The 26723-nt window shown below is 70.0% G+C and carries 28 protein-coding genes and 1 tRNA gene; 3 read left to right on the plus strand and 26 right to left on the minus strand.

Going from position 1 to position 26723, the window contains the following annotated elements; translation table 11 throughout:
• Positions 1 to 1042, minus strand: a 1042-nt coding sequence (locus G6024_RS03480) for a 5'-3' exonuclease (protein ID WP_277355614.1), incomplete at its 3' end; no start/stop codon positions are given.
• 79 nt (positions 1043 to 1121) lie between these two features.
• Between G6024_RS03480 and G6024_RS03485 the strand changes: the two genes are divergently transcribed.
• The 3 genes from G6024_RS03485 to G6024_RS03495 all read left to right on the plus strand — a co-directional run bounded on the left by G6024_RS03485 (position 1122) and on the right by G6024_RS03495 (position 3604).
• Positions 1122 to 1198, plus strand: a tRNA-Leu gene (locus G6024_RS03485).
• A 148-nt stretch (positions 1199 to 1346) separates the two neighbouring features.
• Complete coding sequence (locus tag G6024_RS03490) at positions 1347 to 1817, plus strand: MarR family winged helix-turn-helix transcriptional regulator (RefSeq protein WP_067714010.1); 471 nt, start codon at positions 1347 to 1349, stop codon at positions 1815 to 1817.
• Positions 1814 to 3604, plus strand: coding sequence for an MDR family MFS transporter (locus tag G6024_RS03495; protein WP_159148037.1), 1791 nt, complete (start codon positions 1814 to 1816; stop codon positions 3602 to 3604). The genes G6024_RS03490 and G6024_RS03495 overlap by 4 nt, the downstream gene beginning before the upstream one ends.
• 36 nt (positions 3605 to 3640) lie before the next feature.
• Here the strand turns inward: G6024_RS03495 and G6024_RS03500 are convergent, their stop codons facing one another.
• The 25 genes from G6024_RS03500 to G6024_RS03620 form a co-directional block, all read right to left on the minus strand.
• Entirely contained in the window at positions 3641 to 4090 is a 450-nt protein-coding gene (locus G6024_RS03500) for an SRPBCC family protein (RefSeq protein WP_119191818.1), read from the minus strand.
• A gap of 81 nt (positions 4091 to 4171) precedes the next feature.
• Positions 4172 to 6919: a cation-translocating P-type ATPase gene (locus tag G6024_RS03505; RefSeq protein ID WP_159148039.1), complete on the minus strand. Its 2748-nt coding sequence runs from the start codon at positions 6917 to 6919 to the stop codon at positions 4172 to 4174.
• Positions 6920 to 6970: 51 nt separating this feature from the next.
• The gene (locus G6024_RS03510) at positions 6971 to 7630 is read right to left on the minus strand and encodes an MBL fold metallo-hydrolase (RefSeq protein WP_181694258.1); all 660 of its coding nucleotides are present in this window, start codon (positions 7628 to 7630) and stop codon (positions 6971 to 6973) included.
• Positions 7627 to 8712 (minus strand): S-(hydroxymethyl)mycothiol dehydrogenase, encoded by a 1086-nt coding sequence (locus tag G6024_RS03515; protein WP_159148041.1) that lies wholly within the window; start codon positions 8710 to 8712, stop codon positions 7627 to 7629. The genes G6024_RS03510 and G6024_RS03515 overlap by 4 nt, the downstream gene beginning before the upstream one ends.
• A gap of 140 nt (positions 8713 to 8852) precedes the next feature.
• Complete coding sequence (locus G6024_RS03520) at positions 8853 to 9566, minus strand: M23 family metallopeptidase (protein WP_159148043.1); 714 nt, start codon at positions 9564 to 9566, stop codon at positions 8853 to 8855.
• Between the two features lie 174 nt (positions 9567 to 9740).
• The gene (gene pyk, locus G6024_RS03525) at positions 9741 to 11159 is read right to left on the minus strand and encodes a pyruvate kinase (RefSeq protein ID WP_159148045.1); all 1419 of its coding nucleotides are present in this window, start codon (positions 11157 to 11159) and stop codon (positions 9741 to 9743) included.
• A gap of 46 nt (positions 11160 to 11205) precedes the next feature.
• On the minus strand, positions 11206 to 12114 hold the full coding sequence (lgt, locus tag G6024_RS03530) for a prolipoprotein diacylglyceryl transferase (protein WP_067713993.1): 909 nt from the start codon (positions 12112 to 12114) through the stop codon (positions 11206 to 11208).
• Complete coding sequence (gene trpA, locus G6024_RS03535) at positions 12111 to 12902, minus strand: tryptophan synthase subunit alpha (protein ID WP_120285877.1); 792 nt, start codon at positions 12900 to 12902, stop codon at positions 12111 to 12113. Before trpA ends, lgt begins: the two co-directional genes overlap by 4 nt.
• Positions 12899 to 14194 carry a tryptophan synthase subunit beta gene (gene trpB / locus G6024_RS03540; protein ID WP_119191823.1) on the minus strand — a complete coding sequence of 432 codons (1296 nt, stop codon included), beginning with the start codon at positions 14192 to 14194 and terminating at the stop codon, positions 12899 to 12901. The genes trpA and trpB overlap by 4 nt, the downstream gene beginning before the upstream one ends.
• 66 nt (positions 14195 to 14260) lie before the next feature.
• A complete protein-coding gene (trpC, locus tag G6024_RS03545; protein ID WP_159148048.1) occupies positions 14261 to 15073 on the minus strand; it encodes an indole-3-glycerol phosphate synthase TrpC in 813 nt (270 codons plus the stop codon).
• Between the two features lie 97 nt (positions 15074 to 15170).
• Positions 15171 to 15818, minus strand: a complete 648-nt coding sequence (locus tag G6024_RS03550) for a TIGR02234 family membrane protein (protein ID WP_067713985.1) — start codon at positions 15816 to 15818, stop codon at positions 15171 to 15173.
• Entirely contained in the window at positions 15815 to 17356 is a 1542-nt protein-coding gene (locus G6024_RS03555; RefSeq protein WP_067713982.1) for an anthranilate synthase component I, read from the minus strand. Before G6024_RS03555 ends, G6024_RS03550 begins: the two co-directional genes overlap by 4 nt.
• Positions 17353 to 17532 carry a tautomerase family protein gene (locus tag G6024_RS03560; RefSeq protein WP_119191824.1) on the minus strand — a complete coding sequence of 60 codons (180 nt, stop codon included), beginning with the start codon at positions 17530 to 17532 and terminating at the stop codon, positions 17353 to 17355. Before G6024_RS03560 ends, G6024_RS03555 begins: the two co-directional genes overlap by 4 nt.
• A 5-nt stretch (positions 17533 to 17537) precedes the next feature.
• Positions 17538 to 17891, minus strand: coding sequence for a phosphoribosyl-AMP cyclohydrolase (hisI, locus tag G6024_RS03565; RefSeq protein ID WP_119191825.1), 354 nt, complete (start codon positions 17889 to 17891; stop codon positions 17538 to 17540).
• Positions 17888 to 18661 carry an imidazole glycerol phosphate synthase subunit HisF gene (gene hisF / locus G6024_RS03570; RefSeq protein ID WP_096905587.1) on the minus strand — a complete coding sequence of 258 codons (774 nt, stop codon included), beginning with the start codon at positions 18659 to 18661 and terminating at the stop codon, positions 17888 to 17890. The genes hisI and hisF overlap by 4 nt, the downstream gene beginning before the upstream one ends.
• Before the next feature lie 7 nt (positions 18662 to 18668).
• A complete protein-coding gene (locus G6024_RS03575) occupies positions 18669 to 19583 on the minus strand; it encodes an inositol monophosphatase family protein (RefSeq protein ID WP_159148050.1) in 915 nt (304 codons plus the stop codon).
• Positions 19584 to 19648: 65 nt separating this feature from the next.
• Positions 19649 to 20404 (minus strand): bifunctional 1-(5-phosphoribosyl)-5-((5-phosphoribosylamino)methylideneamino)imidazole-4-carboxamide isomerase/phosphoribosylanthranilate isomerase PriA, encoded by a 756-nt coding sequence (gene priA / locus G6024_RS03580; RefSeq protein WP_119191827.1) that lies wholly within the window; start codon positions 20402 to 20404, stop codon positions 19649 to 19651.
• The gene (locus G6024_RS03585; protein WP_119191828.1) at positions 20404 to 20655 is read right to left on the minus strand and encodes a hypothetical protein; all 252 of its coding nucleotides are present in this window, start codon (positions 20653 to 20655) and stop codon (positions 20404 to 20406) included. Before G6024_RS03585 ends, priA begins: the two co-directional genes overlap by 1 nt.
• A gap of 22 nt (positions 20656 to 20677) precedes the next feature.
• Positions 20678 to 21343: an imidazole glycerol phosphate synthase subunit HisH gene (gene hisH / locus G6024_RS03590; RefSeq protein ID WP_119191829.1), complete on the minus strand. Its 666-nt coding sequence runs from the start codon at positions 21341 to 21343 to the stop codon at positions 20678 to 20680.
• Positions 21340 to 22587: an MFS transporter gene (locus tag G6024_RS03595; RefSeq protein WP_159148052.1), complete on the minus strand. Its 1248-nt coding sequence runs from the start codon at positions 22585 to 22587 to the stop codon at positions 21340 to 21342. The genes hisH and G6024_RS03595 overlap by 4 nt, the downstream gene beginning before the upstream one ends.
• A 7-nt stretch (positions 22588 to 22594) precedes the next feature.
• On the minus strand, positions 22595 to 23218 hold the full coding sequence (gene hisB / locus G6024_RS03600) for an imidazoleglycerol-phosphate dehydratase HisB (RefSeq protein ID WP_120285867.1): 624 nt from the start codon (positions 23216 to 23218) through the stop codon (positions 22595 to 22597).
• Positions 23215 to 24354, minus strand: a complete 1140-nt coding sequence (locus tag G6024_RS03605; RefSeq protein ID WP_119191831.1) for a histidinol-phosphate transaminase — start codon at positions 24352 to 24354, stop codon at positions 23215 to 23217. The genes hisB and G6024_RS03605 overlap by 4 nt, the downstream gene beginning before the upstream one ends.
• A complete protein-coding gene (gene hisD, locus G6024_RS03610; RefSeq protein WP_159148056.1) occupies positions 24351 to 25691 on the minus strand; it encodes a histidinol dehydrogenase in 1341 nt (446 codons plus the stop codon). The genes G6024_RS03605 and hisD overlap by 4 nt, the downstream gene beginning before the upstream one ends.
• Positions 25692 to 25711: 20 nt before the next feature.
• Positions 25712 to 25942, minus strand: a complete 231-nt coding sequence (locus tag G6024_RS03615; RefSeq protein WP_119191832.1) for a hypothetical protein — start codon at positions 25940 to 25942, stop codon at positions 25712 to 25714.
• Positions 25943 to 25971: 29 nt separating this feature from the next.
• Positions 25972 to 26723, minus strand: a 752-nt coding sequence (locus tag G6024_RS03620; RefSeq protein ID WP_206683378.1) for a hypothetical protein, incomplete at its 5' end; no start/stop codon positions are given.

Consider the following 26723-nt stretch of genomic DNA (forward strand, 5'->3'; position numbering starts at 1 on the left):
GGGCGGCGAGCCAGTCGGAGACCTCGCCGGCGTGCAGCACCGCGGCCTGCTCGAGCTCCACCTCGGCGGCGGGCTGGGGGGCGCCCTCCGGCAGGAAGGCGGAGAGGAATCGGTCGCGCGCCTGGGGGCCGAATTCCAACCGGTCGAACAGTGCGTTGACGTCGGCACGCTCCGGGGTGGCGCGGACGAGGTCCCTGATCTCGACGCCCAGGTCCAGGTCACGCGTGAGCTCGGTGATCCGCCGGTTGAGCTGCACCTGGGGCAGGTGCTCGCGGAAGCTCTCACCGACCTTGCCCTTGACCTCGTCCGCGTGCGCGATGAGCTCCGAGAGGGTGCCGTACTGGGTGATCCACTTGGCTGCGGTCTTGTCGCCGACCTTGGGCACGCCCGGGAGGTTGTCGGAGGTGTCACCGCGCAGCGCGGCGACGTCCGGGTACTGGGCCGGTGTCACCCCGTACTTCGCCTCGACGGCGCTGGGTGTGAAGCGGGCGAGCTCGGATACCCCCTTGACCGGATAGAGGACGGTGACCTCGTCGGACACCAACTGCAGAGCGTCGCGGTCCCCGGTGCAGATCAGCGTCTCGGCACCGCCCGAGTGGGTGGCGAGGGTGGCGATGATGTCGTCGGCCTCGTGGCCCTCCAGCGACAGCGTCCGCACCCCCAGCGCCACCAGCGCCTCCTGGATGAGTTCGACCTGCCCCTTGAACTCCTCGGGCGCGGCCGACCGGGTGGATTTGTACTCGGGGTACTCCGCCGTGCGGTGCAGCGTCGCACGGGAGACGTCGAACGCCACGGCCAGGTGCGTGGGCTCCTCCTCGGTCACCAGGTTGGCGACCATGGACAGGAATCCGTACACGGCGTTCGTGTGCTGCCCGGACGCCGTGGAGAAGTTCTCGGCCGGCAGCGCGTAGAACGCACGGAACGCGAGTGAGTGCCCGTCCAGGAGCAGCAGGCGGGTGGGCCCCTCCCCCGCTGTGGCGCCGGAGGTGGCGCCCGAACCGGGGGCGGTGTTGGCTTCTGCGGTCTGACTCGTGGTGCTCACACGGCCACTCTAGGGCGGGCGTCGGACAGACGCTCATCGGTCGTCGGTTAGACTTCCGGACCAGCGGTTCACCGCGTTCGCCCCCGTAGCCCAATTGGCAGAGGCAACGGATTCAAAACCCGTCCAGTGTCGGTTCGAGTCCGACCGGGGGCACCACCGCTCGAGCGAGGTCAGACCCGCTCGTATTCCTCTCATCACCTCATCACCGCCTCCGCCCTCTCCACCCGCGCGCCAGCCGGTGGCGCGGTGGTCCGCGACGCGCGTAATGTTTGCTTGTTGCAAGCAATCGGTTCGAGGAGTCAAGATGGCGATAGACGCGGAACGCGGTGGCCGGTTGGTGGTGGACCTCTCGCGGGTGGTCAAACTCCTGCGTGCGGTCAACCTCTCGGTGCCCCGCTACGACGAGGCCGTCGAGCCGTCCGCGCATCCGCTGCTGTTCGCCATCCATGACGGCCCGGCCCGGGTCACCGACCTGGCCGCCCGAGTCCACACCGACGTCTCGGTGGTGAGTCGCCAGGTCCGCCAACTCGAGACCCGCGGGCTCATCGCAAAGGTCCCCGATCCCGATGACGGACGTGCCAGCCTCGTCACACTCACCGCCGAGGGCACCGATCTCGTCAGCCAGGTGTTCGAGCGCAGTGGTGACTGGATGGCCGGCCTCCTCGAGGACTGGACGCCGGACCGGGCGGACGCCTTCATCGCGGACCTCGCCCGATTGGCCGACTCCCTCCACGCCGAACTCTGCTCTCTCACCTCCGCCGAGGAGAACCGATGACCACTCCCAAGACATCCTCGGTCCACGCAAGCGAGGACGGCGAGTTCACGCACCGCCAGATCCTCGTCATCCTGGCCGGCCTCATGTCCGCCATGTTCCTGGCCAGCCTCGACCAGACCATCGTGAGCACGGCGATCCGCACCATCGCCGACGACCTGCAGGGCCTTGACGCCCAGGCGTGGGTCACCACCGCGTATCTCATGACGTCCACCATCTCGACGCCCCTGTACGGCAAGCTCTCCGACATCTACGGACGCAAGCCGTTCTTCGTGATCGGCATCGTCATCTTCGTGTTCGGCTCATTGCTCTGCACGCTCGCCGCCTCGATGTACATGCTCGCCGTCTTCCGCGGCATCCAGGGACTGGGTGCCGGCGCACTGATGTCCCTGGCGCTCGCGATCATTGGCGACATCATCCCGCCCCGTGACCGCGCCAAATACCAGGGCTACATGCTGGCGGTCTTCGCGTCGTCGTCGGTCCTCGGGCCGGTGATCGGCGGGTTCTTCGCCGGGGCGGACACGATCTTCGGCATCGACGGGTGGCGCTGGATCTTCCTCATCAACGTCCCCATCGGCGCGGCGGCCCTGACCCTCGTGATGATCACGCTCAACGTCAAGAACGTCCGGGTCGACCATCGCGTGGACTGGGTGGGGGCCGCCGCGATAGTCGTCGGTCTGGTACCTCTCCTGCTGGTGGCCGAGCAGGGCAACACCTGGGGGTGGGGTTCCCCCGCCGCCCTCGGCTGCTACGTCGTCGGGCTAGCCGGCATCGGGCTCTTCCTCATCGTGGAGGCCCGCGCGGGCGACCAGGCCCTCATCCCGCTCCGACTGTTCCGCGACCGCACCTTCGCGATCGTCACGGTCGGAGGCGTGATCGTGGGTATGGCCATGTTCGGCGGCATGATGACGCTGCCGCTGTACATGCAGATCGTGCACGGAGCCGATCCCATGGAGTCGGGACTCATGATGCTCCCGCTGGTCGCGGGGATGATGGGTGCCTCGATCGTGTCGGGCCAGCTCATCTCCCGGACCGGTCGTGTCCGCGAGTTCCCGATCTTCGGCACGGCGGTGGCCGCTGTCGGCCTGTTCCTGCTGTGGACGATCGATGCAGACACGTCGCTGACGCTGGTGATGGTCTACATGCTGGTGTTGGGCATCGGGCTCGGCAACTGCATGCAGCCGCTCACCCTGCTCGTCCAGAACGCCGTGAGTCCGCGGGAGATCGGTGTGGCCACCGCGTCGGCCACTTTCTTCCGTCAGCTCGGTGGCACCGCCGGCGTCGCGGTGTTCCTGTCAATTCTCTTCAGCCGCGTCGGTGGCTCCATCTCGGGCGAACTAGAGCAGGCCGCCGCCGACGGTAGCCTCGCCCGCGGTGTTCAGGAGGGCCTCGCCGACCCCGCCCTGCGGCAGGATCCCGACGCGTACGGGATCGTCCGGGCCCTCGCCGACCCGACCACCGGCGCGGGGGCACTGGAAACGGTCACCAAGGACTCCTCGGTGATCAACCGGCTTCCCGAGCTGGTCGCCCACCCCTTCGAGCAGGGTTACGCACTGAGCATGTCCGAGATCTATCTGGTGGCCGGCATCCTCGCCGTGGCCGCCTCGGTGATCCTGGCGTTCATGCCGCAGATCGTGCTCCGGACCGGCTCGGCACAGGCCGAGGCCGCGCGCGAGGCGGCCGCGGCGGCCGCGCCCACGGGGACGGATGTCGAGGCGGCCGAGTCCGCCACCGCGACTACGACGAGTCCCTCGGCGGACCGCTCTCGCTCGGCGGACCGGCCAGACTGAGCCCGGCCAGACTGAGCCCGGTCGGAACCCGGTCGGCTACCCCTCGAGGTCGTCCTTGAGATTGGACAGCAGGGCGTGTTGGATGCGCTTGAGCCCGGCCGGCGCGAAGGTCCGCTCGAAGAATCCACCCACTCCCCCGGCGCCGTCCCACGAGGTGGTCATCTCGACGAGCGCGCCCCCCGTCGTCTCGCGCACCGTGTAGGTGGTGGCCATGGACGAGTTCTCGTCCTTCTCCACGAGTGACCAGTGCGCGGCGGCGTCGTCGACAGTGACGTTGGCCTTGACGTCCCGGCTTCGCTTCTTGGTGGCCTGGAGGTTCCACGCCGCGACGGTGCCGTCCCCCTGTCCACCCTGGATCAGGCGGTAGGCGCTGAACTGCTCGGGCTGGATGCGGGGCCGGACCTGCGCGTAGTCGGCGATCGCCGCGCTCACGGCCTCGACGGGCGCCTCGATGACGATGGTGTTGCTGGCGGTGACCCTGGCCATGATGATGACTCCTCCTCGTCGGTCCGACCGTGTCGCGCCCGCTACCTGACGCGGTGGTGGCGGCGCCCTCGGGTGGGCGCGTCAGACCACGTCCATCCTGCCCGACACACCGGCCCGTCGCGTACGCCATCTCGCGCCGGCCTTGCGCAGTTCCTCCAGCCAGAGGATCGACGACGCCACCGCGGTGGCCAGCAGCCATTCGTCGGCGCGGAGCGAGGTGGTGTCGAAGACGCCCTGCAGGAACGGCACCTGGACCACCGCGATCAGCAGCAGCGGCACCGCGCCCAGCGCGACCCAGATCGGGGCGTTGTGCGCCATGTCGCGAGAGAACACCGAGCCGTGGTCGGATCGAACATTCATCAGGTTGAACACCTGGAAGAAGACGAACGTCGCGTACGCCAACGTGGTGGCGAACAGCGGTTCCCCTGCTCGATCGGGGAACACCGCCTCGGCGGACGCCAGCACGAGCAGGGTACCCACGGCCATCACGACGCCCAGCCAGAGGATCCGCACCAAGCGCGTCAGAGTGAGGATCTGTTCGCCGGCCGGACGCGGAGGCCTGCGCATGGCATCCTTCTCCACCGGCTCGACACCCAGGGCCATCGCCGGCGGGCCGTCCATGACGATGTTGACCAACAAGACCTGCAGCGCGGTGAACGGCACCGTCGCCAGCCCCAACAGACCACTCGCCAAGAAGACGATCACGAACGCCCACGCGGTGGTGAGCTGGAACTTCACGAACTTGACGATGTTGTCGTAGATCCCCCGCCCCTGCCGCACCGCGGAGACGATCGTCGAGAAGTTGTCGTCGGTGAGCACCATGTCCGCCGCGCCCTTGGACACGTCGGTACCGGTGATCCCCATGGCGATCCCGATGTCGGCCTGACGCAGGGCGGGCGCATCGTTCACACCGTCTCCCGTCATCGCCACCACGTCCCCGTCAGCCTGGAGGGCCCGCACCATCCGGATCTTGTGCTCGGGGGTCACGCGGGCCAGCACGCCGAGGCGAGCGGCCCGGGCGGACAGCTCCTCGGCGTCGATGCGGTCCAGTTCGACACCGCTCACCGCCTCCCCGCCGATACCGAGGTCGCGGGCGATGGCCGAGGCCGTGACCAGGTGGTCTCCGGTGATCATGTGCACCGAGATGCCCGCCTGGTGGGCGATGCGTATCGACTCGGCGGCGCGTGGCCGCGGTGGGTCGACGATCCCCAGCACCGCGAGCACTGTCAGGTCGCGGACCTCGCCGAGCAGAGAGTCCTCGTCGGGTGGTCCGTCACCGTCGCCGAAAGGCCGGGCGGCCACGAGCAGCGTGCGCAGGCCGGACGCGGCGAGCCCCTCCGTGTCCGCGCGCAACGCTCCACGCCGCTCGTCGTCGAGCTCCACCGCCGTCGCCCCGTCCCAGACGTGCGTGGCGCGAGGCAGGACGGCACCGGTGGCACCCTTGACGTGGAGGACGAGGTCTCCACCCGGTGCGCGGTTGACCGTCGCCATGAACTTGTACGCCGAGTCGAACGGGACCTGGGCCACCCGCGGACGGGCGGCGCGCAGCCCCTCGACGTCGATCCCGCACTTGGTCGCCGCCACCAACAGTGCGCCCTCGGTCGGATCTCCGACCAGTCGCCCGTCGGCGACGATCGCGTCGTTGCACAACGCCATGGCCACCGCGGCCCGTCTCAGGTCCGGTACGACGTCCGGGTCGGACGACAGGACGGTCCCGGCCCCGTCGTATCCGGTCCCGGTCACGGAGTACGACCCGCCGCCCGCGACGATCCGCGTGACGGTCATCTCATTGAGGGTGAGGGTCCCGGTCTTGTCCGTCGCGATGTGGCTCGTCGAACCGAGTGTCTCGACGGCGGCGAGGTTCTTAATGATCGCGCCCTCGCGGGCGAGGCGCGAGGCACCCATCGCGAGCGTGAACGCCACGACCGCCGTGAGCCCCTCCGGGATCGTGGCCACCGCCAGGGAGACCGCGGACAGGAGCATGTCCGCCCAGGACTGACCGCGCACGAGCCCGATCGCGAGGACCAGTCCCACCACGGTCAGCGCGATCCCGGTGAGGACGCGGGCGAGCGTACCGATCCGTTTCTGCAGCGGCGTCGGACCGGCGCCCGCACCGCCCAGCAGGTCCGCGATCGCGCCCATCTCGGTGTGTTCACCGGTACCGGTCACCACGATGCGCGCCCGGCCCCGGGTGACCTCCGTGTTCATGAACACCATGCCAGCGCGGTCTCCGAGAGGCGCGACGACGTCCTGTACCGCTCCCGCGGCCTTGTCCACCGGGGCCGACTCCCCGGTCAACGTCGCCTCGGCCACCTGCAACCGGGATCCGGAGAGCACCCGGCCGTCGGCGGGGACCCTATCTCCGGACTCCACCACCACGATGTCGCCCGGGACGAGCCCACTGCTGTCGATCTCGGCCTCCACGCCGTCCCGCACCACCCGGCTGTGCGGGACCGACATATCGCGCAGGGCTGCGAGACCGGCCTCGGCACGGATCTCCTGGACGTAGTTGAGGATTGTGTTCAGCGCGACCACCAGCAGGATGACCACGGGGGTCTCCCATTCCCGGGACACCCCCGCGCTCACCGCAGCCGCGACCGCGAGCACGAGGATCATCGGGTCCGCCAGCAGCCTCACCACCCGCCGCCACCCGGGAACCCGCTCGGCCTCGGGCAAGGTGTTGGGCCCGTGCCGGACGAGACGGGCGCCCGCCTCGGCGCTGGTGAGTCCGTCCGGGCCCGTACCGAGGCGGGACAACACCTCCGCGGGCGCGAGGGTGTGCCACGGAGTGGGAGGACCGGACTCTGCGGGCGTCCTCGTCGTCGTCATCTCCCCGGCCCCTCCCCCGCGTCAGTCCTCCCCGCGCCCACGGCGGCGGTCTCAGTGCCCTCGGGCGATCCACTCCTCGAGGTGCGGGGATTCGTCCCCGACCTTCGTCCCGTCACCGTGACCGGTGTGCACCAGCGTCTCCGCGGGCAGCGTGAGGATGCGCTCGCGGATGGAGGTGATGATGGTCGGGAAATCCGAGTACGAGCGGCCCGTGGCCCCCGGTCCGCCGGAGAACAAGGTGTCGCCGGAGAACAACACGCCCGCCTCGGGAACGTGGAACACGCACGATCCCGGTGAGTGCCCGGGCGTGTTCATCACGTCGATGCGGGTACCCGCGATCTCCAGACGCTGCCCGTCGGAGAGCTCGCCGTGGGAGACGGTGGGGTGGGTCTCGTCCCACAGCATCTGGTCACCCGGGTGCACCAGGATCGGCGCATCCAGCTTCTCCGTCAGTTCCGGCGCCACAGTGATGTGGTCGTTGTGGGCGTGCGAACACAGGATGCCCTTGACCCGGCGGCCCGCCACCGCGTCGATGATCGGCTGGGCAGTGTGCGCGGCGTCGATCACGTACACCTCGGAGTCGTCCCCGAGGATCCAGATGTTGTTGTCGACCTCCCACTCGCCGCCGTCGAGCGCGAAGATGCCGCTCGTGACGACCTTCTCGATGCGCAGCCCGCCGGCGTGCCCGGCGCTGGTGTGGATCTCGCTCACATCGTCACCACCGATCGGAGGACGGAACCGGACTTCATCGCGTCGAACGCCGCCTCGACGGCGTCGATGCCGATCCGCTCGGAGACGAACTTCTCGAGCGGGAGCCGACCCTGCAGATGCAGATCCACGAGCATCGGGAAATCGCGCTCGGGCAGACAGTCGCCGTACCAGGACGACTTGAGCGAGCCACCACGGCCGAAGAAGTCCAGCAGCGGCAACTCCAACCGCATCTCCGGCGTGGGCACGCCCACCAGGACCACGGTCCCGGCGAGATCACGCGCGTAGAAGGCCTGCTCGTACGTCTCCGGCCGACCGACGGCGTCGATCACGACGTCGGCGCCGACGCCGTCCGTGAGCTCCTGGATCGCGGCCACCGGATCGGTCGAGGTCGAATTGACCGCGTGGGTCGCACCGAAGTCCTTGGCCCACTCGAGCTTGGTGTCGTCGATATCGACCGCGATGATCGTCGAGGCGCCCGCGAGTCGGGCGCCCACGACCGCGGCGACACCGACTCCACCGCACCCGATGACGGCGACGGACTGGCCACGGCTGACCTGGCCGGTGTTGACGGCCGCGCCGATGCCGGCCATGACACCGCATCCGAGCAGTCCGGCGACCGCCGGGTCCGCCGCTGGGTCGACCTTGGTGCACTGCCCCTCGTGGACGAGGGTCTTGTCGATGAACGCGCCGATGCCGAGCGCGGGGGTGAGCTCGGTGCCGTCGCTCAGCGTCATCTTCTTGGACGCGTTGTGGGTGGCGAAGCAGTACTGCTGCTGGCCCCTCTTGCAGGCCCGGCACTCACCGCACACCGCGCGCCAGTTGAGGACGACGTAGTCGCCCTCGGCGACATGGGTGACCCGGTCACCGACGGTCTCGACGATGCCCGCGGCCTCGTGGCCCAACAGGAACGGGTACTCGTCGTTGATCCCGCCGTCCCGGTACGCCAGGTCCGTGTGGCAGACGCCGCACGCCTGCACCCGCACGATGACATCGTTCGGTCCGGGATCGGGGACGACGACGTCGACCAACTCGACCTCGGCCCCCTTGCTACGGGCAATGACGCCCTTGACGGTCTGCGACATGGATCGCCTCTCGACTGGTGGTGGACTCTCTCGCCCCACTGTGTCAGAAAGGCCCGACACGTGGCCCGTCAACGCGGTCGCGCCCCGCCTCCTCGAGGGGAGACGGGGCGCGACGGGTGCGTGTCGGGGGCGTCGATCGATCAGACGGCGACGCCGTTGGCGCGGAGCCACGGCACCGGGTCGATCCACTGGCCGGCCGGGTTGCGCACACCGAAGTGCAGGTGCGGCCCGGTGGAGTAGCCGCGGTTTCCGACCATTCCGATGACCTGCCCGGCGTTGACCCGCTGGCCGACCGAGACGTGGTTCTGGTCGTTGTGTCCGTACTCGAGCAGGTGGCCGTCGTCGGTCTGGATCCGGATCCACAGTCCGTACCCCGAGGCCGGGCCGGCAGCCACGACGGTGCCGGACTTGGCGGCGAACATCGGGGTCCCGATCGGTGCACCGAAGTCCGTGCCGTTGTGGAACGTTCCCCAACGGGGGCCGAAGCCGGAGGTGATCGGACCGTAGGTCGGGGCGTGGGCGCCACCGACGGAGGGGACACCGAGCGAGCCCAACACAGCCGGGTCGATCGCGTACTCCCGAAGCTGGTCCTCGGTGAGGCCGATGCCCTGGATGACGCCCTGCGCCATCTCGGTCAGCTGGTCGGCGTTGATCTCGGCGGACTGGGCGGAGGCTGCGGGGGCGGCGGCCATGGCCATGCCGCCGGAGAGGGCGGCGCCGGCGACGGTGCCGGCAACGAGGCGGCCCATGTTGGACGAGCGGGCGGCGCGGTGGCGCCCGGCGGTCGCGCCGGTGCCCTCGACGCCGAGTCGATCGGCGAGCTCGGCGTAGGAAATGCGAGTGGCGTCGGACATCAGGGAACCTCGGAGACTGGAGCGGGTGAAGCAGGGACGTGACCGGCTTCCCCGGTCGACCCCAAGAAGGTAACAGAAGTGTCTCGACTCTGTCACGTCAAAGGCACGAACACAGACGAAAGCGCCGGTGAGCGGCTTGCTCACCGGCGCCTGTCGGTTGTTATCCGATGGTGATCAGTGGTCGACCTCGCCCATCCGGTGGACGAGGATGAAGTTGGTCGACCCCTCGACGCCCGGCACGTTCCCCGCGACGAGCACGATCAGGTCGTCCTCGTTGTACCCGTCGAGCGGGAGCAGCATCTCGTCGGTGACCTTGACGATCTCCGCCGTGTCGTTGACGCGGTCGGTGAGGAAGGTCTCGGTCCCCCACGTCAGCGCCAGCTGGCTGCGGATGCGGGGGTCGCTGGTGATGGCGATGAGCGGCAGGTGGCTGTGCAGACGGGCGAGCCGCCGCACCGTGTCCCCCGTCGAGGTGACCGCGACGAGCGCCTTCGCCCCCAGCCGCTCACCGATCTCGCGGGCGGAGTAGGAGATGACACCGCGCTTGGTCCGTGGGATGTGCACCAGATCCGGCGCGGCCGTGGAGTCCGACTCCACCGCGAGTGCTATGGACGACATCGTGCGTACGGTCTCGATCGGGTACTTGCCCACGGAGGTCTCCCCCGAGAGCATCACCGCGTCCGCCCCGTCGAGGACGGCGTTCGCCACGTCGGACGCCTCGGCCCGGGTGGGCCGGGAGTTCGTGATCATCGACTCGAGCATCTGGGTGGCCACGATGACGGGCTTGGCGTTCTCGCGCGCGATCTGGATGGCACGCTTCTGGACCAGCGGCACCTCCTGCAGCGGCAACTCCACGCCGAGGTCGCCCCGGGCCACCATGATGGCGTCGAATGCCAGGACGATGGACTCGAGATTCTTGACGGCTTCCGGCTTCTCGAGCTTGGCGATGATGGGAACGTGGATGCCCACCTCGTCCATCACCTCGTGCACGAGGTCGACGTCCGCCGGCGACCGCACGAACGACAGCGCGATGAAGTCCACCCCCAGACCGAGGGCGAACCGGAGGTCGGCGATGTCCTTCTCGCTCAGCGCGGGGACGGAGACGTTCATACCCGGCAGGGACACGCCCTTGTTATTGGAGACGGTTCCGCCCTCGGTCACGACGCAGTGGACGTCGTCACCGTCGACCTTCTCGACGGTCAGTCCGATGTTGCCGTCGTCGACGAGGAGGCGGTCTCCCGGGCGGGCGTCGTTCGCCAGCCCCTTGTAGGTGGTCGAGACGCGATCCTTGGTGCCCTCCACCTCCGCGACGGTGATGACGACACGGTCGCCCTCCGCCCACTCGTGCCGGCCCTCGATGAAGCGGCCGAGGCGGATCTTGGGGCCCTGCAGGTCCGCGAGGACGCCGACGGCCCGGCCGGACTCGTCGGAGGCCTTGCGGACCCATCGGTAGTTGGCCTCGTGGTCAGCGTGCTCTCCGTGGCTGAAGTTGAGGCGGGCGACATCCATCCCCGCGTCGACCAGCTCTCGGATGCCTTCCTCCGACGCGACGGCGGGACCCAGGGTGCAGACGATCTTGGTACGACGATTCACTCGTACCAATCTAGTCCCCTCGACCGGCCACCCGGTTAACCCGAGGTCAACGACCAGCCAACGGGGGTGCGTCGCCCGCGGGACCACCCTCCGCCGGGTCGTCCCCGACGTCGTCCGGCGCCCGCAGGTCAGAGGCCTCCTCCCGGCCGCGGCGGGCCCGCCAGAGATACACCAGCGCGGCGAGCATGACCACGAGTGAGACGATGGTGTTGATACGCAGTCCGAACACCTCTGTGGCGGCGTCCGCGCGCAGCAGTTCCACCCAGAAGCGACCGAAGCAGTACAACGCCACATAGAGGGCGAAGAGCCGACCGTGGCCCAGGCGGAACCGCCGGTCGATCAGCACCAACGCGATCGCCACGAGAACGTTCCACAGCAGCTCATAGAGGAATGTCGGGTGAACGGTCGCCAGCACCTGGCCGGTCGACCGCCCGATCGTCTCCGAGTACCCGTAGGACTCGTCGTAACGCTGGTAGATCTCCAGCGCCCAGGGCACATCGGTCTCGCGGCCGTAGAGCTCCTGGTTGAAGTAGTTGCCCAGTCGGCCGATCCCCTGTGCCAACACGATGCCGGGGGCGATCGAGTCGCCCAGCGCCCCCAGCGCCCGGATGCCCTGTTGACGCAGACCGATGTAGGCGCCGAGAGCGCCGAACGCGACCGCGCCCCAAATGCCCAGGCCGCCATCCCAGATCTTCAACGCGTCGACGGGATCGCGGCCCTCTCCGAAGTAGCGGTACCAATCGGTGGCCACGTGGTAGATCCGTCCGCCGATCAGGCCGAAGGGGATCGCCCACAGCGCCGTGTCGATCACCACGCCGGCCCGGCCGCCACGGGCGACCCAGCGCTTCTCGCCCCACCAGATGGCGACGACGATGCCGAGGATGATCCACAGGGCATACGCACGCAGGGGGAACGGACCGATCTCCCAGACGCCCTGGGGAGGGCTGGGGATCACGACCCGGTCCCGCGCCGGCGGACGCCCTCGGCCAACTCGGCGGTCAGCCTCCCGAGGGCGTCGAGCCCCTCGGTCGCCGCCGTGATGAGTGCCGACCCGACGATCACGCCGTCGGCGTACGATGCGATCTCGGCCGCCTGCTCACCGTTGCGCACCCCCAGCCCGACCCCACAGGCGAGGCCGGAGATCTCACGGACCCGCGCGGTGAGGGTCCGGGGCGCGTCCGAGACGACGTCCCGGGCGCCGGTGACTCCCATGACGGCCTGGACGTAGACGAAACCGCCCGTGTTGGAGAGCGTCATCGCGAGTCGCTCGGGGGTCGACGACGGCGCGACGAGGAACACCCGGTCGATTCCGTGGGCGTCCGACGCGGCGATCCAGTCCTCGGCTTCGTCCGGGATGAGGTCGGGCGTGATGACGCCGGTACCGCCGGCGGCGGCGAGGTCGGCGGCGAAACGGTCGACACCGTACTGGAGCACCGGGTTCCAATAGGTCATGACCACGGGGACCGCACCGGCTGCGGCGACCGCGCGGACCACCTCGAAGGTGTCCGCCACGCGGAACCCGGCCTCGATCGCGGTGTCGGCGGCGGCCTGGATGGTCGGCCCGTCCATCATGGGATCGGAGTACGGGATGCCGACCTCGACGATGTCGCATCCGCCCTCGACCATCGTGCGCACGGCGTCGATCGACCCCTCGAGAGTCGGGTAACCCGCCGGGTAGTAGCCGATGAGCGCGGCCCGGTCCTCGCTCCGGCACCGCTCGAACACGTCACTGAGAACGCTCATCCCTCGACTCCTCCGTCCGCGAACTCGCCCGCGCCGTCGTCGGCGCCCTGGCTCGAATCCACCCCGGCCTCGGGCGGGGTCCCCCCGTCCAACAGGCCGAACCACCGGGCGGCGGTGTCGACGTCCTTGTCGCCGCGACCGGAGACGTTGACCAGGATGAGGTCCACGCCCTCCGCGGCGAGCTGCGCGGCACCGGCGATCGCGTGCGCCGACTCGATGGCGGGGATGATGCCCTCAGTGCGGCACAACTGAGCGAACGCGTCCATGGCCTGGGTATCCGTGATCGGGCGGTACTCGGCCCGCCCGATCTCCGCCAGGCGCGAATGCTCGGGCCCGACACCCGGGTAGTCCAGGCCCGCCGAGATCGAATGGGACTCGATCGTCTGCCCGTCGGAGTCCTGCATGAGATGGGCGTACGAACCCTGGAAGACCCCGGGCGTCCCCGCGTTGACGGTCGCCGCGGTGCGTCCGGACCCCACGCCGTCACCCCCGGCCTCGCACCCGACCAGACGAACCGATTCGTCGTCGATGAACGAATGGAACAACCCGATCGCGTTGGAACCACCGCCGACGCACGCCACGGCGGCGTCCGGCAGCCGACCGGCCTGATCGAGGATCTGCACCCGGGCCTCGGCGCCGACGACGCGCTGGAAGTCGCGGACCATCGTCGGGAAGGGGTGCGGCCCGGCCGCGGTACCGAACGCGTAATAGGTGTCGTCCGCGTGGGCGACCCAGTCCCGCATCGCCTCGTTGATCGCGTCCTTCAACGTGGCCGAACCGATCTCCACGGCCTCGACCTCGGCACCGAGCAACCGCATCCGCGCCACGTTGAGCGCCTGCCTGCGCACGTCCACCGCGCCCATGTAGACCTTGCACTCGAGGCCGAGGAGGGCACACGCCGTCGCCGTGGCCACCCCGTGCTGACCGGCGCCGGTCTCCGCGATCACCCGCTTCTTGCCCATCCGCTGCGCGAGCAGCGCCTGGCCGAGGACGTTGTTGATCTTGTGGGAGCCCGTGTGGTTGAGGTCCTCGCGCTTGAGGAACACCCGCGCACCGATCTCCGCACCGAACCGCGTCGCCTCGTACAACGGCGACGGCCTACCCGAGTAGTGGCGCTGCAACCGGTCGAGCTCGTCGAGGTACTCGTCGTCCGCCCGGGCCTTGGCGTAGGCGTCGGTCACCTCGTCGACCACCGCCATCAGCGCCTCGGGGACGTAACGGCCGCCGAACGGCCCCCAGTGGCCCCGCTGGTCGGGCTCATGTCCGGTGGTGGACCGGAGCACCTCTCCCATGGTGGGCAGTGTCGGAAAATCCTTGGAGTTCACGTCCCCAGTCTGCCGGAAGCCGGCGGCACCGGACTAGCGGGGTCCCTGCGGGCAGGACGGGTGGGCACCGGCCGTGGCCAGGGCGTTGCAGGCCGCCCGCGGGTCGCCCTGCGTCACCAGTCCCTCGCCCACGAGCACGGCGTCCGCCCCGACGCTGGCGTACGCCAGGAGGTCCGAGGCGTCCCGGACCCCGGACTCGGCGATCTTGACGACGTCGGACGGGAGCCCGGGCGCGATCCTGGAGAACACGTCCCTGTCGACCTCGAGTGTCTTGAGGTTGCGGGCGTTGACACCGATGACCGTGGCTCCGGCCTCCAGCGCGCGGTCGGCCTCCTCCTCGGTGTGGACCTCCACCAACGCCGTCATACCCAGCGACTCGGTGCGATCGAGGAGCGACACCAGGGCGTCCTGCTCGAGCGCGGCCACGATGAGCAGGATCAGATCCGCGCCGTGCGCCCGCGCCTCGTGGATCTGGTACGGCCCCACCACGAAGTCCTTCCGCAGAACCGGGATGTCGACCGCGCGGCGGACCGCGTCGAGATCGGCCAGGCTGCCGTTGAAACGCCGCTCCTCGGTGAGGCAGGAGATGACGCGCGCCCCGCCCTTCTCGTACATCCGGGCCAGGACAGCGGGGTCGGGGATCTCGGCCAGGGCACCCTTGGACGGGCTGGCCCGCTTGACCTCGGCGATGACGCCCACCCCGGGATCGCGCAACGCCTTGAGAGCGTCGAGTGGGTCCGCCGCCGACTGGGCCGCCTTCTTCACGGCCGCCATATCGATGACGGCCTCACGGGCCGCGACGTCCTCACGGACCCCGTCGAGAATCGAGTCGAGCACGGTACCCACCGTGACCTCCCTCTGCAGTCGTAGGGCGGAAAGTGTGATCGAGATCAACAATAGAGGTCCCGGCCGGGGTTCCCGAATCGGGACCGCCCCGACCCGGTCAGCCGGTCGGATCCCGTCCGTCGTCCAACTCCTGCCACAGGTCCCGCCCGGCGTCGTCCTCCGTGTCCGGTCCGGTCGCCGCACCCTCCCGCCGGGCCGCCGGGGTCACGTACCGGTCGTCGCGGCGCACCGGGCGGGCCGGACTGGCCAGGACGACGATCCCCGCCGCCAACAGGGCGACGGCGCCCGCGCCGGTGATCACGGGTCCCGCGGGCCGGGTCGACAACTCGGTGATCTCCGACCACTGCGGGATCGCCTCCGCGCCCTCGGAACCCGGCCCGGCATCGGTCCGGGCCAGGCCCTCGTCACTCGTGATCACCGAGTGGACCCGGTCGGCGTCGACCTCCCCCACCGACATCGCCATGAGGCCCCCGGCGGCCACGCCGAGCAGTGCGATGACGGCGCCCACCGCTCGCGCGGCAGTACCTCGGACCAGCGCCACAGCGGCGATCGCCGCCAGCGCACCCAGTGCGAGCGGGACGAGGGCGGGTTGCCAGTCCGCTCCGGTCAGGGCCCGTCGGCCCTCTCCCGACTGGTCGTTGAAGGCCACCACGTCGAGCCACACCATCCGCGAGGCGACCCACAGCAGCGCCGCCCCCACCACCAACAGCACGACGGGGACCAGCAGACGGGCGCGGTGGGTCACCGGCCCTCCCCTGCGTCGCGCAGTGTCTCCGCGGCTGCGACGGCCCGCAGGACCGCCATCGCCTTGTTGCGGCACTCCGCATCCTCCGAGGCGGCCACCGAATCGGCGACGATGCCGGCACCCGCCTGGACGTAGGCCGTGCCGTCCTTGATCACGGCCGACCGGATCGCGATGGCCTGATCGGTGTTTCCGGCGAAGTCGACGTAGCCGACCACGCCCCCGTAGACACCGCGTCGCGTGTCCTCGAGGTCCTCGATGATCTGCAGAGCGCGGGGCTTGGGCGATCCGGACAGCGTGCCGGCCGGGAAACAGGCGGTCACGGCGTCGATGCCCGTCTGCCCGTCGGCCAGGCGCCCGGTCACCGTGGACACGAGGTGCATCACATGGCTGTAGCGCTCGACCTGGCGGAACTCGGTCACCTCCACCGTGCCCGGCACGCAGACCCGGCCGAGGTCGTTGCGACCGAGATCGACCAACATCAGGTGTTCGGCGTTCTCCTTGGCGTCATCCACCAGGTCCTTGGCGAGCAGGACGTCGTGCTCCTCGTCGTCGCCCCTCGGTCTGGTCCCCGCGATCGGATGGGTCGTCGCCGCCCCGTCCTGGACGGTCACCAACGCCTCCGGGCTCGATCCCACGATGGTGAAGGCGGTATCGCCGAACCCGTCCTCCCCGCTACCGTCCGGGATCGTCATGAGGAACATGTAGGGGCTCGGGTTGGTGGTGCGCAGAATCCGGTAGACGTCGCGCGGCGAGGCGGCGGTGTCGACCTCGAACCGCTGACTGAGCACCACCTGGAAGGCCTCGCCCGAGTAGATCTGCTCGATGATGTCGGCGACCCGCGCATGGTACGTCGACTCGTCGGTGCAGCGACGCACATCGGGGGCGGGAGTGTCGAACACGCTCACTCCGCCCGTCCCCGGGTCGGCGAGCCGCGCCGTCATCGAGTCGACCCGGGCCACCGCGTCCGCGTAGGCCTGCTCGACCCGCTCGTCGCTGCCGTCCCAGTTGACCGCGTTGGCGATGAGATGGATGCGGCCCTCATGATGATCGAACGCCGCCAGATCCGTGGCCAGCAACTGGACCATCTCCGGCACCTGCAGGTCGTCGACGGTGTCGGGCCGGATCCGCTCGAGCCGGCGCACAATGTCGTACCCGAGGTAACCGACCATTCCCGACGTCAACGGGGGCAGTCCCGGGATCTGATCGGTGCGCAACAGGTCGAGTGTCCTCCGGAGCGCGTCCAGCGGGTCACCGCCGGTGGGCGCGCCCGCGGGCACGTTGCCCCACCACGTCGCCTCGCCCGAGCCGTCGACGGTCAACGCGGCGGCCGCCCCACAGCCGATGAACGACCACCGCGACCACGAGCGCCCGTGCTCCGCCGACTCCAGCAGGAACGTCCCCGGTCGGTCGCCGGCGAGCTTGACGTACGCGGACAACGGGGTCTCGGAATCCGCCAACACCGTGCGCACCACCGGCACGACCCGGTGGCCCGCGGCGAGCGCGCGGAACTGTTCGAACGTGGTCGTCTCGGTGCTCATCCGAGGGCCTTGCCGCCGATCCCGAAGGAATCGTGCGGCATGTCGTGGACGTGGACCCACACCTTCGCCGGGTCCTTGCCCGAGGCCTCGGCGTACGCGGCCGTGACCGCCTCGATGACGCGGGCCTTGTCCGCCGCGGCCATCCCGTCGAGTTGGTTGATCTGGATGAAGGGCACGCCGTTCAGTCCTCTCCGAGCAGGGTTGCGGTGTCGAAACAGCTGGTGGTGCCCCGGTGGCAGGCCGCGCCGGTCTGGTCGACATGGAGCAGGACGGTGTCTCCGTCGCAGTCGATCTCCACGCGACGCACGTGTTGCACGTGGCCGGAGGTCTCCCCCTTGACCCACCGTTGCCCACGCGAGCGGGAGTAGTACACACCCCGCCGGGTCGCCAGCGTCTCCGCCAGCGCGGCGTCATCCATCCACGCCATCATGAGCACCCTGCCCGACGTCGCGTCCTGCACGACCGCGGCGACGAGGCCGTCGGCGTTGCGCGACAGCCTCTCGGCGATCGAACGATCCAGGACGTGGGCGCTCATCGGACCGTGATCCCCTCTGCCGCGAGCGCGTCCTTCACGTCGCCGATGGTCATCTCCCCGAAGTGGAAGACACTGGCCGCGAGGACGGCGTCGGCCCCGGCGTGGACCGCCGGAGCGAAGTGCTCGACCGCACCGGCACCGCCCGAGGCGATGACGGGTATCGACACCGCCTCGCGGACCGCCTTCACCATCGCCAGGTCGAAACCCGCCTTGGTGCCGTCGGCGTCCATCGAGTTGAGCAGGATCTCGCCCACGCCGAGCTCCTGCCCGCGCCGCGCCCACTCGACGGCGTCGATGCCGGTACCGCGGCGACCACCGTGCGTGGTGACCTCCCATCCCGACGGGGTCTGCTCGGACCCCTCGGGTACGGTCCGCGCGTCCACGGACAGGACGATGCACTGCGAGCCGAATCGTCGACTGAGCTCGCCGAGCAGCTCGGGGCGGGCGATGGCGGCGGTGTTGACGCTCACCTTGTCCGCGCCGGCCCGCAGCAACTGGTTGACGTCCTCCTCGGTACGCACGCCTCCTCCCACGGTGAGGGGGATGAAGATCTGCTCGGCGGTGCGCTTGACCACGTCGATCATGGTCCCGCGACCCGACGACGACGCGGTCACGTCGAGGAAGGTCAGCTCGTCGGCGCCCTGCTCGTCATAGGCGGCGGCCAACTCCACGGGATCACCCGCGTCGCGGAGGTCGAGGAAGTTGACGCCCTTGACCACGCGGCCGGCGTCCACGTCGAGGCACGGGATGACCCTGGTGGCGAGTGTCATGATCCGGTCACCGCCCGCCCTGGAGCCACGGACGGGGGCTCTCGGGCTCCGGAGTGGCGCGCCGTCGCCCGGCCTCGAAGAAGTTGCTCGGCTCGCCGAGTTGACGGATCGTGTCGAGGACCTCCGCGTGGGCTCGCGGGCCCGCGGCGAGGATGGACTGGGAGTCGGTGGACCAGGGCTCCCCCGTGAGGTCGGTGACCACACCACCCGCTGCGCGGACATGGGAGGCGCCGGCCGCGTTGTCCCACGCGAAGTTGCCGAAGCTGACCGCCGCCGACAGTCGCCCCGAGGCGACGAAAGACAGGTCCACCCCGGTGGAGCCGAACTTGCGGGTCCGGGCCGCGTCGAGCGTGAGCTGCTCGAAGACCTCGCGGCGATAGGCCGGAGGGTAGGTCGTGCGGGCACCGGTGTTGAGGGAACCCAGCCCCAGTGCGACGTCACGGATGGAGACGTCGGGGATCTGCGAGACCTCCGCGCCGTTCTCCTTGAGCGGTCCCCCCGCGATCGAGGTGAACGTCATCCCCAGCAGCGGCAACCAGGTCAGCCCCAGCACCGGCTGACGCTCGTGGACCAACGAGACCAGGATGCCGGCGGTCGGGATGCCCAACGAGTAGTTGGCCGTGCCGTCGACGGGGTCGACCACCCAGAGCGTGCCCTCGTTGACGGGCGGACCGCCGTACTCCTCACCGTGCACCTCGAGCCCTGTCCCCTCCCTCAGGGCCTCCGAGATACGGCGCTCCAACTCGAGGTCCAGTTCGGTCGCGAAGTCGTTGCGCGATCCCTTGTTCTGGATGCCCTTCGCGCCGACCCCCTCGACGAAGCGAGGAGTAACCTCGTCGAGCACGCGCGTCGCCAGCGCGAGCGCCTCGGTCGGGTCGACGGGGAGGTCCGTCGGCAGGGCATTTCCGGTCTGATGGTCCATCTCGGGCCTCCTGCTCGAGGTCATGCGGGGTCGGGAAGCTACCTGGCGGTCACGAGGCCGCGTGGTCAGCGTCGGCTGACGGCGGCGAGCGCCTCGGGAAGGGTGAACCGGCCCGCGTAGAGCGCCTTGCCGACGATCGCGCCCTCCACGCCCTGCGGCACCAGCGTGGCGATGGCCTCGAGGTCCGCGACAGAGGAGACACCTCCCGACGCCACCACGGGGGCGTCGGTGGCCGCGCACACCTGCGAGAGCATCTCGAGGTTGGGCCCGTTCAGCATGCCGTCCTTGGACACGTCGGTGACGACGTACCGGGCGCAGCCGTCCGCGTCCAGACGCTCGAGAACCTCCCAGAGGTTGCCGCCGTCGGAGACCCATCCGCGACCACGCAGCCTGGGCTCGCCGTCGACCACCCGCACGTCGAGTCCCACCGCGATGCGATCACCGTGACGGGCGATGGCCGAGGCACACCACTCCGGGTTCTCCAACGCGGCCGTACCGAGGTTCACGCGCGCACAGCCGGTGGCCAGGGCGGCCTCGAGCGAGTCGTCATCGCGGATGCCACCGGACATCTCGACCTTGACGTCGAGCGCCCCCACGACCTCGGCGAGGAGGTCGCGATTCGAGCCCCGGCCGAATGCGGCATCGAGGTCCACGAGATGCACCCATTCCGCACCGTCACGCTGCCACTGCAGCGCCGCGTCGAGCGGGGCCCCGTACGAGGTCTCGGTCCCGGCCTCCCCCTGGACGAGACGGACGGCCTGACCGTCTGCGACGTCGACGGCGGGCAGGAGTTCGAGGTAATTGGCGTTGGTCACGGCCATCAGCCTAGTCCGTCGTCACCGGGGCGCTCCGCCTGCCCGCCGGGCTCCTCGCCGTACTCGGCGCGGATCGCGCGATCGGTGATGCGGTTGGACACCAGACCCATCGCGGCGACCGACAGGAGCAGCCCGACCAGTGCGACGACGGCCTTGCCGACCGGCGGCACGGGGACCACGGCCACCGCGATCGCGGTCAGCGCGAGACCGAGTACTCCCGCGCCGGCCACCCCCAAGGCGAGCACGGCGAAGGACACCGGAGCCCGGTCCCCCTCACCCCTATCGGACAGAACGGATCCAGTTCTCGAGGAGCTGCAGTCCCGCGTCGCCCGATTTCTCGGGGTGGAACTGAGTGGCCGACAGCGGGCCGTTCTCCACAGCCGCGATGAACCTGGTGCCGTGCTCGGCCCAGGTGACGTCGGGGGCTCGGAGGTGATCCGACGGCTCCATCTCCCAGCGCTGGACGCCGTAGGAGTGGACGAAGTAGAACCGCTCGTCGGCGGGCATGCCGGCGAACAGGATGCTGTTCGAGGGCGCCTCGACGGTGTTCCAGCCCATGTGCGGCAGCACGGGTGCGTGCAGCTTCTCCACCACGCCGGGCCACTCACCGCACCCGGGGACCCCCGGGGAGTCCTCGTGCTCCCCGTCCGAGAACTCGGTGCCGCGCTCGAACATGACCTGCATGCCGACGCAGATACCCAGGACGGGCCGGCTGCCGGCGAGACGCTCACCGATGATCCGGGGGCCCTTGACCGCTTCGAGTCCCTTCATGCAGGCGGCGAACGCGCCGACCCCCGGCACGACCAACGCCTCCGCCTCGGTGGCGACGCGGGGATCCGAGGTGAGCTCGACCTCGGCGCCGACCCGCTCGAGCGCACGGTGCGCGGACCGCAGGTTTCCCGAGCCGTAGTCCAGGAGTGCTACCCGTGTGGCGGAAGTCGTCATTGGTTCACCTTATCGCCGGTGTCGGTCAGGGTCAGATCGCGCGTGGGCCTGGTGCGTCGGGCGCCCACCGCCGCCGGGCCGCCCACCGCGAGGACGACCCCGGCCGCCACGGCGAACAGCACGACGTAGCCGAGGCCGGCGAACCCGCCCATGACGACGGATCCGAGACCGGTACCGGCGTCGAAGGAGATGTTCCACGACGCGGACGCCGTCCCCAGACGCGAGCGCGGCATCCGTTCGAACGACGCGACCAGGGCTTCGTTCTGAACGGCTCCGAACCCGAGACCGAAGACGACGGTCGGGACGAGGAACCACCAGGGGTTCACCTCCATGGTCAACAACCCCGCGATGCCGAGCATTCCGAGTGCCGCCACCCCGAGACCCGGCCAGACCAGTGCCCCGGGTCCACGTCGGTCCGAGATGAGCCCGGCGACGGTGCGGCCGACGATGACACCGGCGCCCAATAGTCCGAGTCCCACGCCGGCGACGACCGCGCCGCTTCCGGAGACGATGGAATCCAACGCGGGTGACAGGAACGACGCCGCTGCTCCGTAGGGCAGGGTCACCGCCACCATGACCAGGAACGGCCCGGCCAGGAGGAGAACGACCTGCCTCGGGCCGAGCGCCGACTGCTCCGACTCCCCCGGCGGGCTCGGGTACACATGGGGCAGTCGAGCGGCGGCGACCAGTCCCACGACGCCGAACCCGGTGGCCGCCCAGGCCACCGTGGGCAGGCCGAAGAGGTCGAGCAGCCACAGGCCGACCGGCAGGAAGATGGCTTCGGAGATGCCGACGGCGAGTCCGATCAGTGACGTCGCCCGACCGAGCATGCCGGGGGGCGCGAGTTCTGCCACCAGAGCCGAGCCGGCGACGGTCATCATGCCGAATCCTGCGCCTCGCACTCCACTGATCGCCAATACCGCGAACGGGCCATCGAGCAGTGCGAGCAGACCCGAGGGGAGACCGAGCAGCGCGCTGCCGATCCCCAGTACCCAGCGATAGCCGATCGCGGCCGTGACTCTCGGGGTGGCGAGTTGGAACAGGACGGTCACCGTCATGAACACGCCGGTGGTGGCGCCCGCGACGAACTCACTCCCGCCGCCACGGACCACGGCGAGCGGCACCACGGGCAGCAGCAGGGAGAACCCGCCGAAGGCGAGCAGGACCAGGACGAACGCGGCCGGGACCCCGGGGGTACGCGCCAGCTTCGAGAAGGCCCCCGGGGTGTGGACGCGCGGGGTCACGCCGGCATCACAGCGCGCCCTTGGTCGAGGGGATGCCGGTGATCCGCGGGTCCGGCTCGACGGCTGCGCGCAGAGCGCGCGCGACCGCCTTGTACTCGGCTTCGGTGATGTGGTGCGGATCGCGGCCGTAGTGCACGCGGACGTGCAACGCGATCCGGGCGTTGTAGGCGAGGGTCTCGAACACGTGCCGGTTGAGCACCGTTCCGTAGGGCGCGCTGTCGTGACCGATCACGACGTAGCCGACCATCATCTCGGGCTCACCGGTGTGGACGAAGTAGGGCCGTCCGGAGACGTCGACGATCGCCTCGGCGAGCGTCTCGTCCATGGGCAGGGAACACTGACCGAAGCGGCGGATGCCGCGCTTGTCGCCGAGGGCCTGCGCGAGCGCCTGTCCCAGGACGATCGCGGTGTCCTCCACCGTGTGGTGCGCTTCGATCTCGCTGTCACCGGTCGCGCGCACGGTGAGGTCGAAGGCACCGTGCTGCCCGAAGGCCGTCAGCATGTGGTCGAAGAACGGCACGCCGGTCGAGATGTCGGTCCGGCCGGTCCCGTCGAGGTCGATCTCCACGACGATCGACGACTCCCTGGTCGTCCTCTCGACGCGACCCCGCCGCGCGGTCTGTTCACTCATCGCTTCTCCTCGGTTCGGGTCTCGATCTCCTCGACCGCCAATTCGGCGCTCACCTGCAGCAGCCGATCATTCTCGTGCTCGAGCCCGATGGTCGCACGAAGTCGACCCGGGATGCCCACGTCACGGATCAGCACGCCGGCGTCCAGATAACGCCGCCACGCACGCGCCGCGTCCACGAACGGCCCGTAGAGGACGAAGTTGGCCTCGCTGGGAAGCACCTCGAAGCCCTGCTCCTCCAGCCCGGCGGTGACGCGCTTGCGTTCCTCGGCGAGCAACGCGACGGAGGCCAACGTCTCGTCGGCGTGACAAAGCGCGGCACGGGCAGCGGCCTGCGCGATCATCGACAGGTGGTAGGGCAACCGTACGAGCAGCACCGCCTCGACGAAGGACGGATCGGCCGCGAAGTAGCCGAGCCTGCCCCCCGCGAACGCGAACGCCTTGCTCATGGTCCGCGACACGACGAGCTTGGTCGGATAGTCGGCGAGCAGGGTGCAGGCGCTCGGGGACGGCGAGAACTCCGCGTACGCCTCGTCCACCACCACGATGCCGGGGGCCATGTCGAGCAGGCGTCGCAGGTCGTCGAGGTCGACCACATGCCCTGTGGGGTTGTTGGGCGTGGTGACGAACACGACGTCCGGCCGGTGCTCCTCGATCGCAGCCACCGCAGCGGCGATATCGATGGACAGGTCGGACCCGCGGTCCACCGGGATCCACTCGGTATCGGTTCCGGCCGCGAGGATCGGGTGCATCGAGTAGCTGGGGACGAAGCCCATGGCGCTGCGCCCGGGCCCGCCGAACGCCTGCAGCAGCTGCTGCAGGATCTCGTTGGAACCGTTGGCGGCCCAGACCATGTCCACGTCCAGATCGACGCCGGTCTGGCGGGTGAGGTACGAGGCCAGGTCGGTGCGCAGTGCGACGGCGTCACGGTCGGGATAGCGGTTGAGGTCTTCGGCGGCAGCGGCGACGGCGCCGGCGATGCCGGCGACCAGTTCCGCGCTGGGCGGGTGTGGGTTCTCGTTGGTGTTGAGCTGTACGGGGACCTCGAGTTGCGGGGCCCCGTAGGCGCTCTGGCCGCGGAGATTCTCCCGCAGTGGGAGGGCGCCGAGCCCGACTCCGGGACGTGGGGAATCGGTCATCGTCCGTCCTCTCCCGTGCCGAGGTCCTCGAACCGGGCCCGTACGGCCTCACCGTGCGCGGGCAGCCGCTCGGCGTCAGCGAGTGCGACTACGGTCGGCGCGATCTCCTTGAGGGCGGCCTGGTCGTAGTCGACGACATGGATTCCCCGGAGGAAGGTCTGCACGCTCAACCCCGACGAGTGTCGCGCCGTGCCGGACGTGGGCAGGACGTGGTTGGACCCCGCCGCGTAGTCCCCGAGCGGGACGGGCGAGTAGGCGCCCACGAAGATCGCGCCGGCGTTGCGCACGCGGGCGGCGTCGGCCGCGGAATCGCGGGTCTGGACCTCGAGGTGCTCGGCCGCGTAGGCGTCGACCACCCGCAGGCCGGCCTCGATATCGTCCACCAGGACGATGCCCGACTGCGGCCCCTCGAGCGCCTCGCGCACCCGGTCCGAGTTGAGGGTCACCTCGTAGCGCGCCTCGATCTCACGGTCCACGGCGTCCGCCAACGTTTCGGAGTGGGTGACCAGGACGCTCGCAGCGTTCGGGTCGTGCTCCGCCTGGCTGATGAGGTCGTACGCGACGTGGACCGGGTCGGCGGTGTCATCCGCGAGGATGGCGATCTCGGTGGGGCCCGCCTCGGAGTCGATGCCCACGACGCTGCGGCACAGGCGCTTGGCGGCGGTGACGTACACGTTGCCGGGGCCGGTGACCATGTCGACGGGCTCGAGAACGGAGTCATCCGTGTCCTGACCGCCGTAGGCGAGCAACGCCACGGCCTGGGCACCACCCACCGCCCAGACCTCCTCAACCCCGAGCAGTGAGCACGCGGCGAGAATGGTCGGGTGCGGCCAGCCACCGAAATCCGCCTGGGGCGGAGAGGCCACTGCCAGCGACCCGACCCCGGCGACCTGAGCCGGCACGACGTTCATGATCACGCTGGAGGGGTAGACGGCTTTACCGCCGGGAACGTAGAGGCCCACGCGTTCGACCGGCACCCAGCGCTCGGTGACGAACCCCCCGGGGGCGACCTCGGTGACGGTGTCACCGCGGCGCTGCGCGGAGTGGACGATGCGAGCACGACGGATCGCCTCCGACAGCGCGGCCCGGATGTCCGGGTCCAACTCGTCGACCGCCCGGGCGATGACCTCGGCCGGAACCCGGACCGACGCCGGACGGACCGAATCGAACGTCTCGCCGTACTCGAGTGCCGCCGGGGCCCCGTGCTCGCGGATCGCCTCGACCACCGGGCGGACGGTGTCGACGACAGAGTCGACGTCGGCGGCGCCGCGCGGGAGGGTGCGACGCAACTCGGCGGTGCCGAGACTGCGACCGCGCAGGTCGATGCGGGAGAGCATGGTGTGGCCTTTCCTTCGGGTCACGGGACGGCGACCACCCGGTCGACGGCCCTGACCCAGTCTAGGTGCGGCTGCCACGGCGACATCGTCACGCCACCCTCGCGGGTGTTGCCGGACCCGGCCTCCGCGTAAGGGCCCTGGTCGACCGCGCCGGGATTCGCCTGCTGTCGATACTGCTCACCCGCAAGCACTACGAGGTCGGGAGCGACGAACCGACAGGCGACCTTGTCTTCTTTCGTGTCGGTCGCCACGGTCGTGACAAGGCTCCCGCACGTGCGGGTCAGCAGGCTCCGCCCGGGATCGAGGGCAGCAGCGGCGCGAGGGCGTCCGCCATCGTCGACAGGTCCGCCGTCCCGGCCTCGAAGGACGGAGCATCGACCGCTATCGCGACGGCCACGTCCCCTCCGGCGCCCGGCACGATCCCGAACTGGCGGACCAGGTATCCGCCGCTCTCCCCCGGGCCCCAGCCGCCTTTGGACCGGGCCCCGGGGATCCGACCGAGACCCCAGCGCTGATCGGGCGAGACCTGGCCCATGAGCTCCAGGACCCGCCCGGCGGACCGCACGCAGGGCAGCCGACCACCGAAGCGGGCCTGATCGGTCAGCGCCCACCGGGTCTGACCGAAGACCGAATACTCCGCACGGGCCCGGACCGCCGGCACCTGTGTGGTGACGTCCCCGCCGTCGACCAGGACCGCCCCCACGGCCGAGGCCGCGGCGGTTCCGCCGCCGAGCGCGTTCCACAGCTGCTCGGCGGCCTGGTTGTCCGAGAGAGTGATCGCGGTGGCCGCATTCTCGAGCGCCTGCGGGTCGGTGCGGGCCACCGCGACGGCCAGCGGGACCTTGATGGTCGACCACGCCACACCCGTCCTCCACTCGCCCGCCGTCTGAACGTCCCCTCCGCCGACCGGCGACACGGCGATACCGGCGGTGCCGGACACCCCTTCGACAACCGAGGACAGGTCGATCGGCGCGCTCGGTGCCGGCGGGACGGCGGTGGGGGCCGCCGGCGGGGTGTCCGCGCGGACCTCCG

The organism is Dietzia maris, from assembly GCF_014144855.1.
Lineage (GTDB): Bacteria > Actinomycetota > Actinomycetes > Mycobacteriales > Mycobacteriaceae > Dietzia > Dietzia kunjamensis.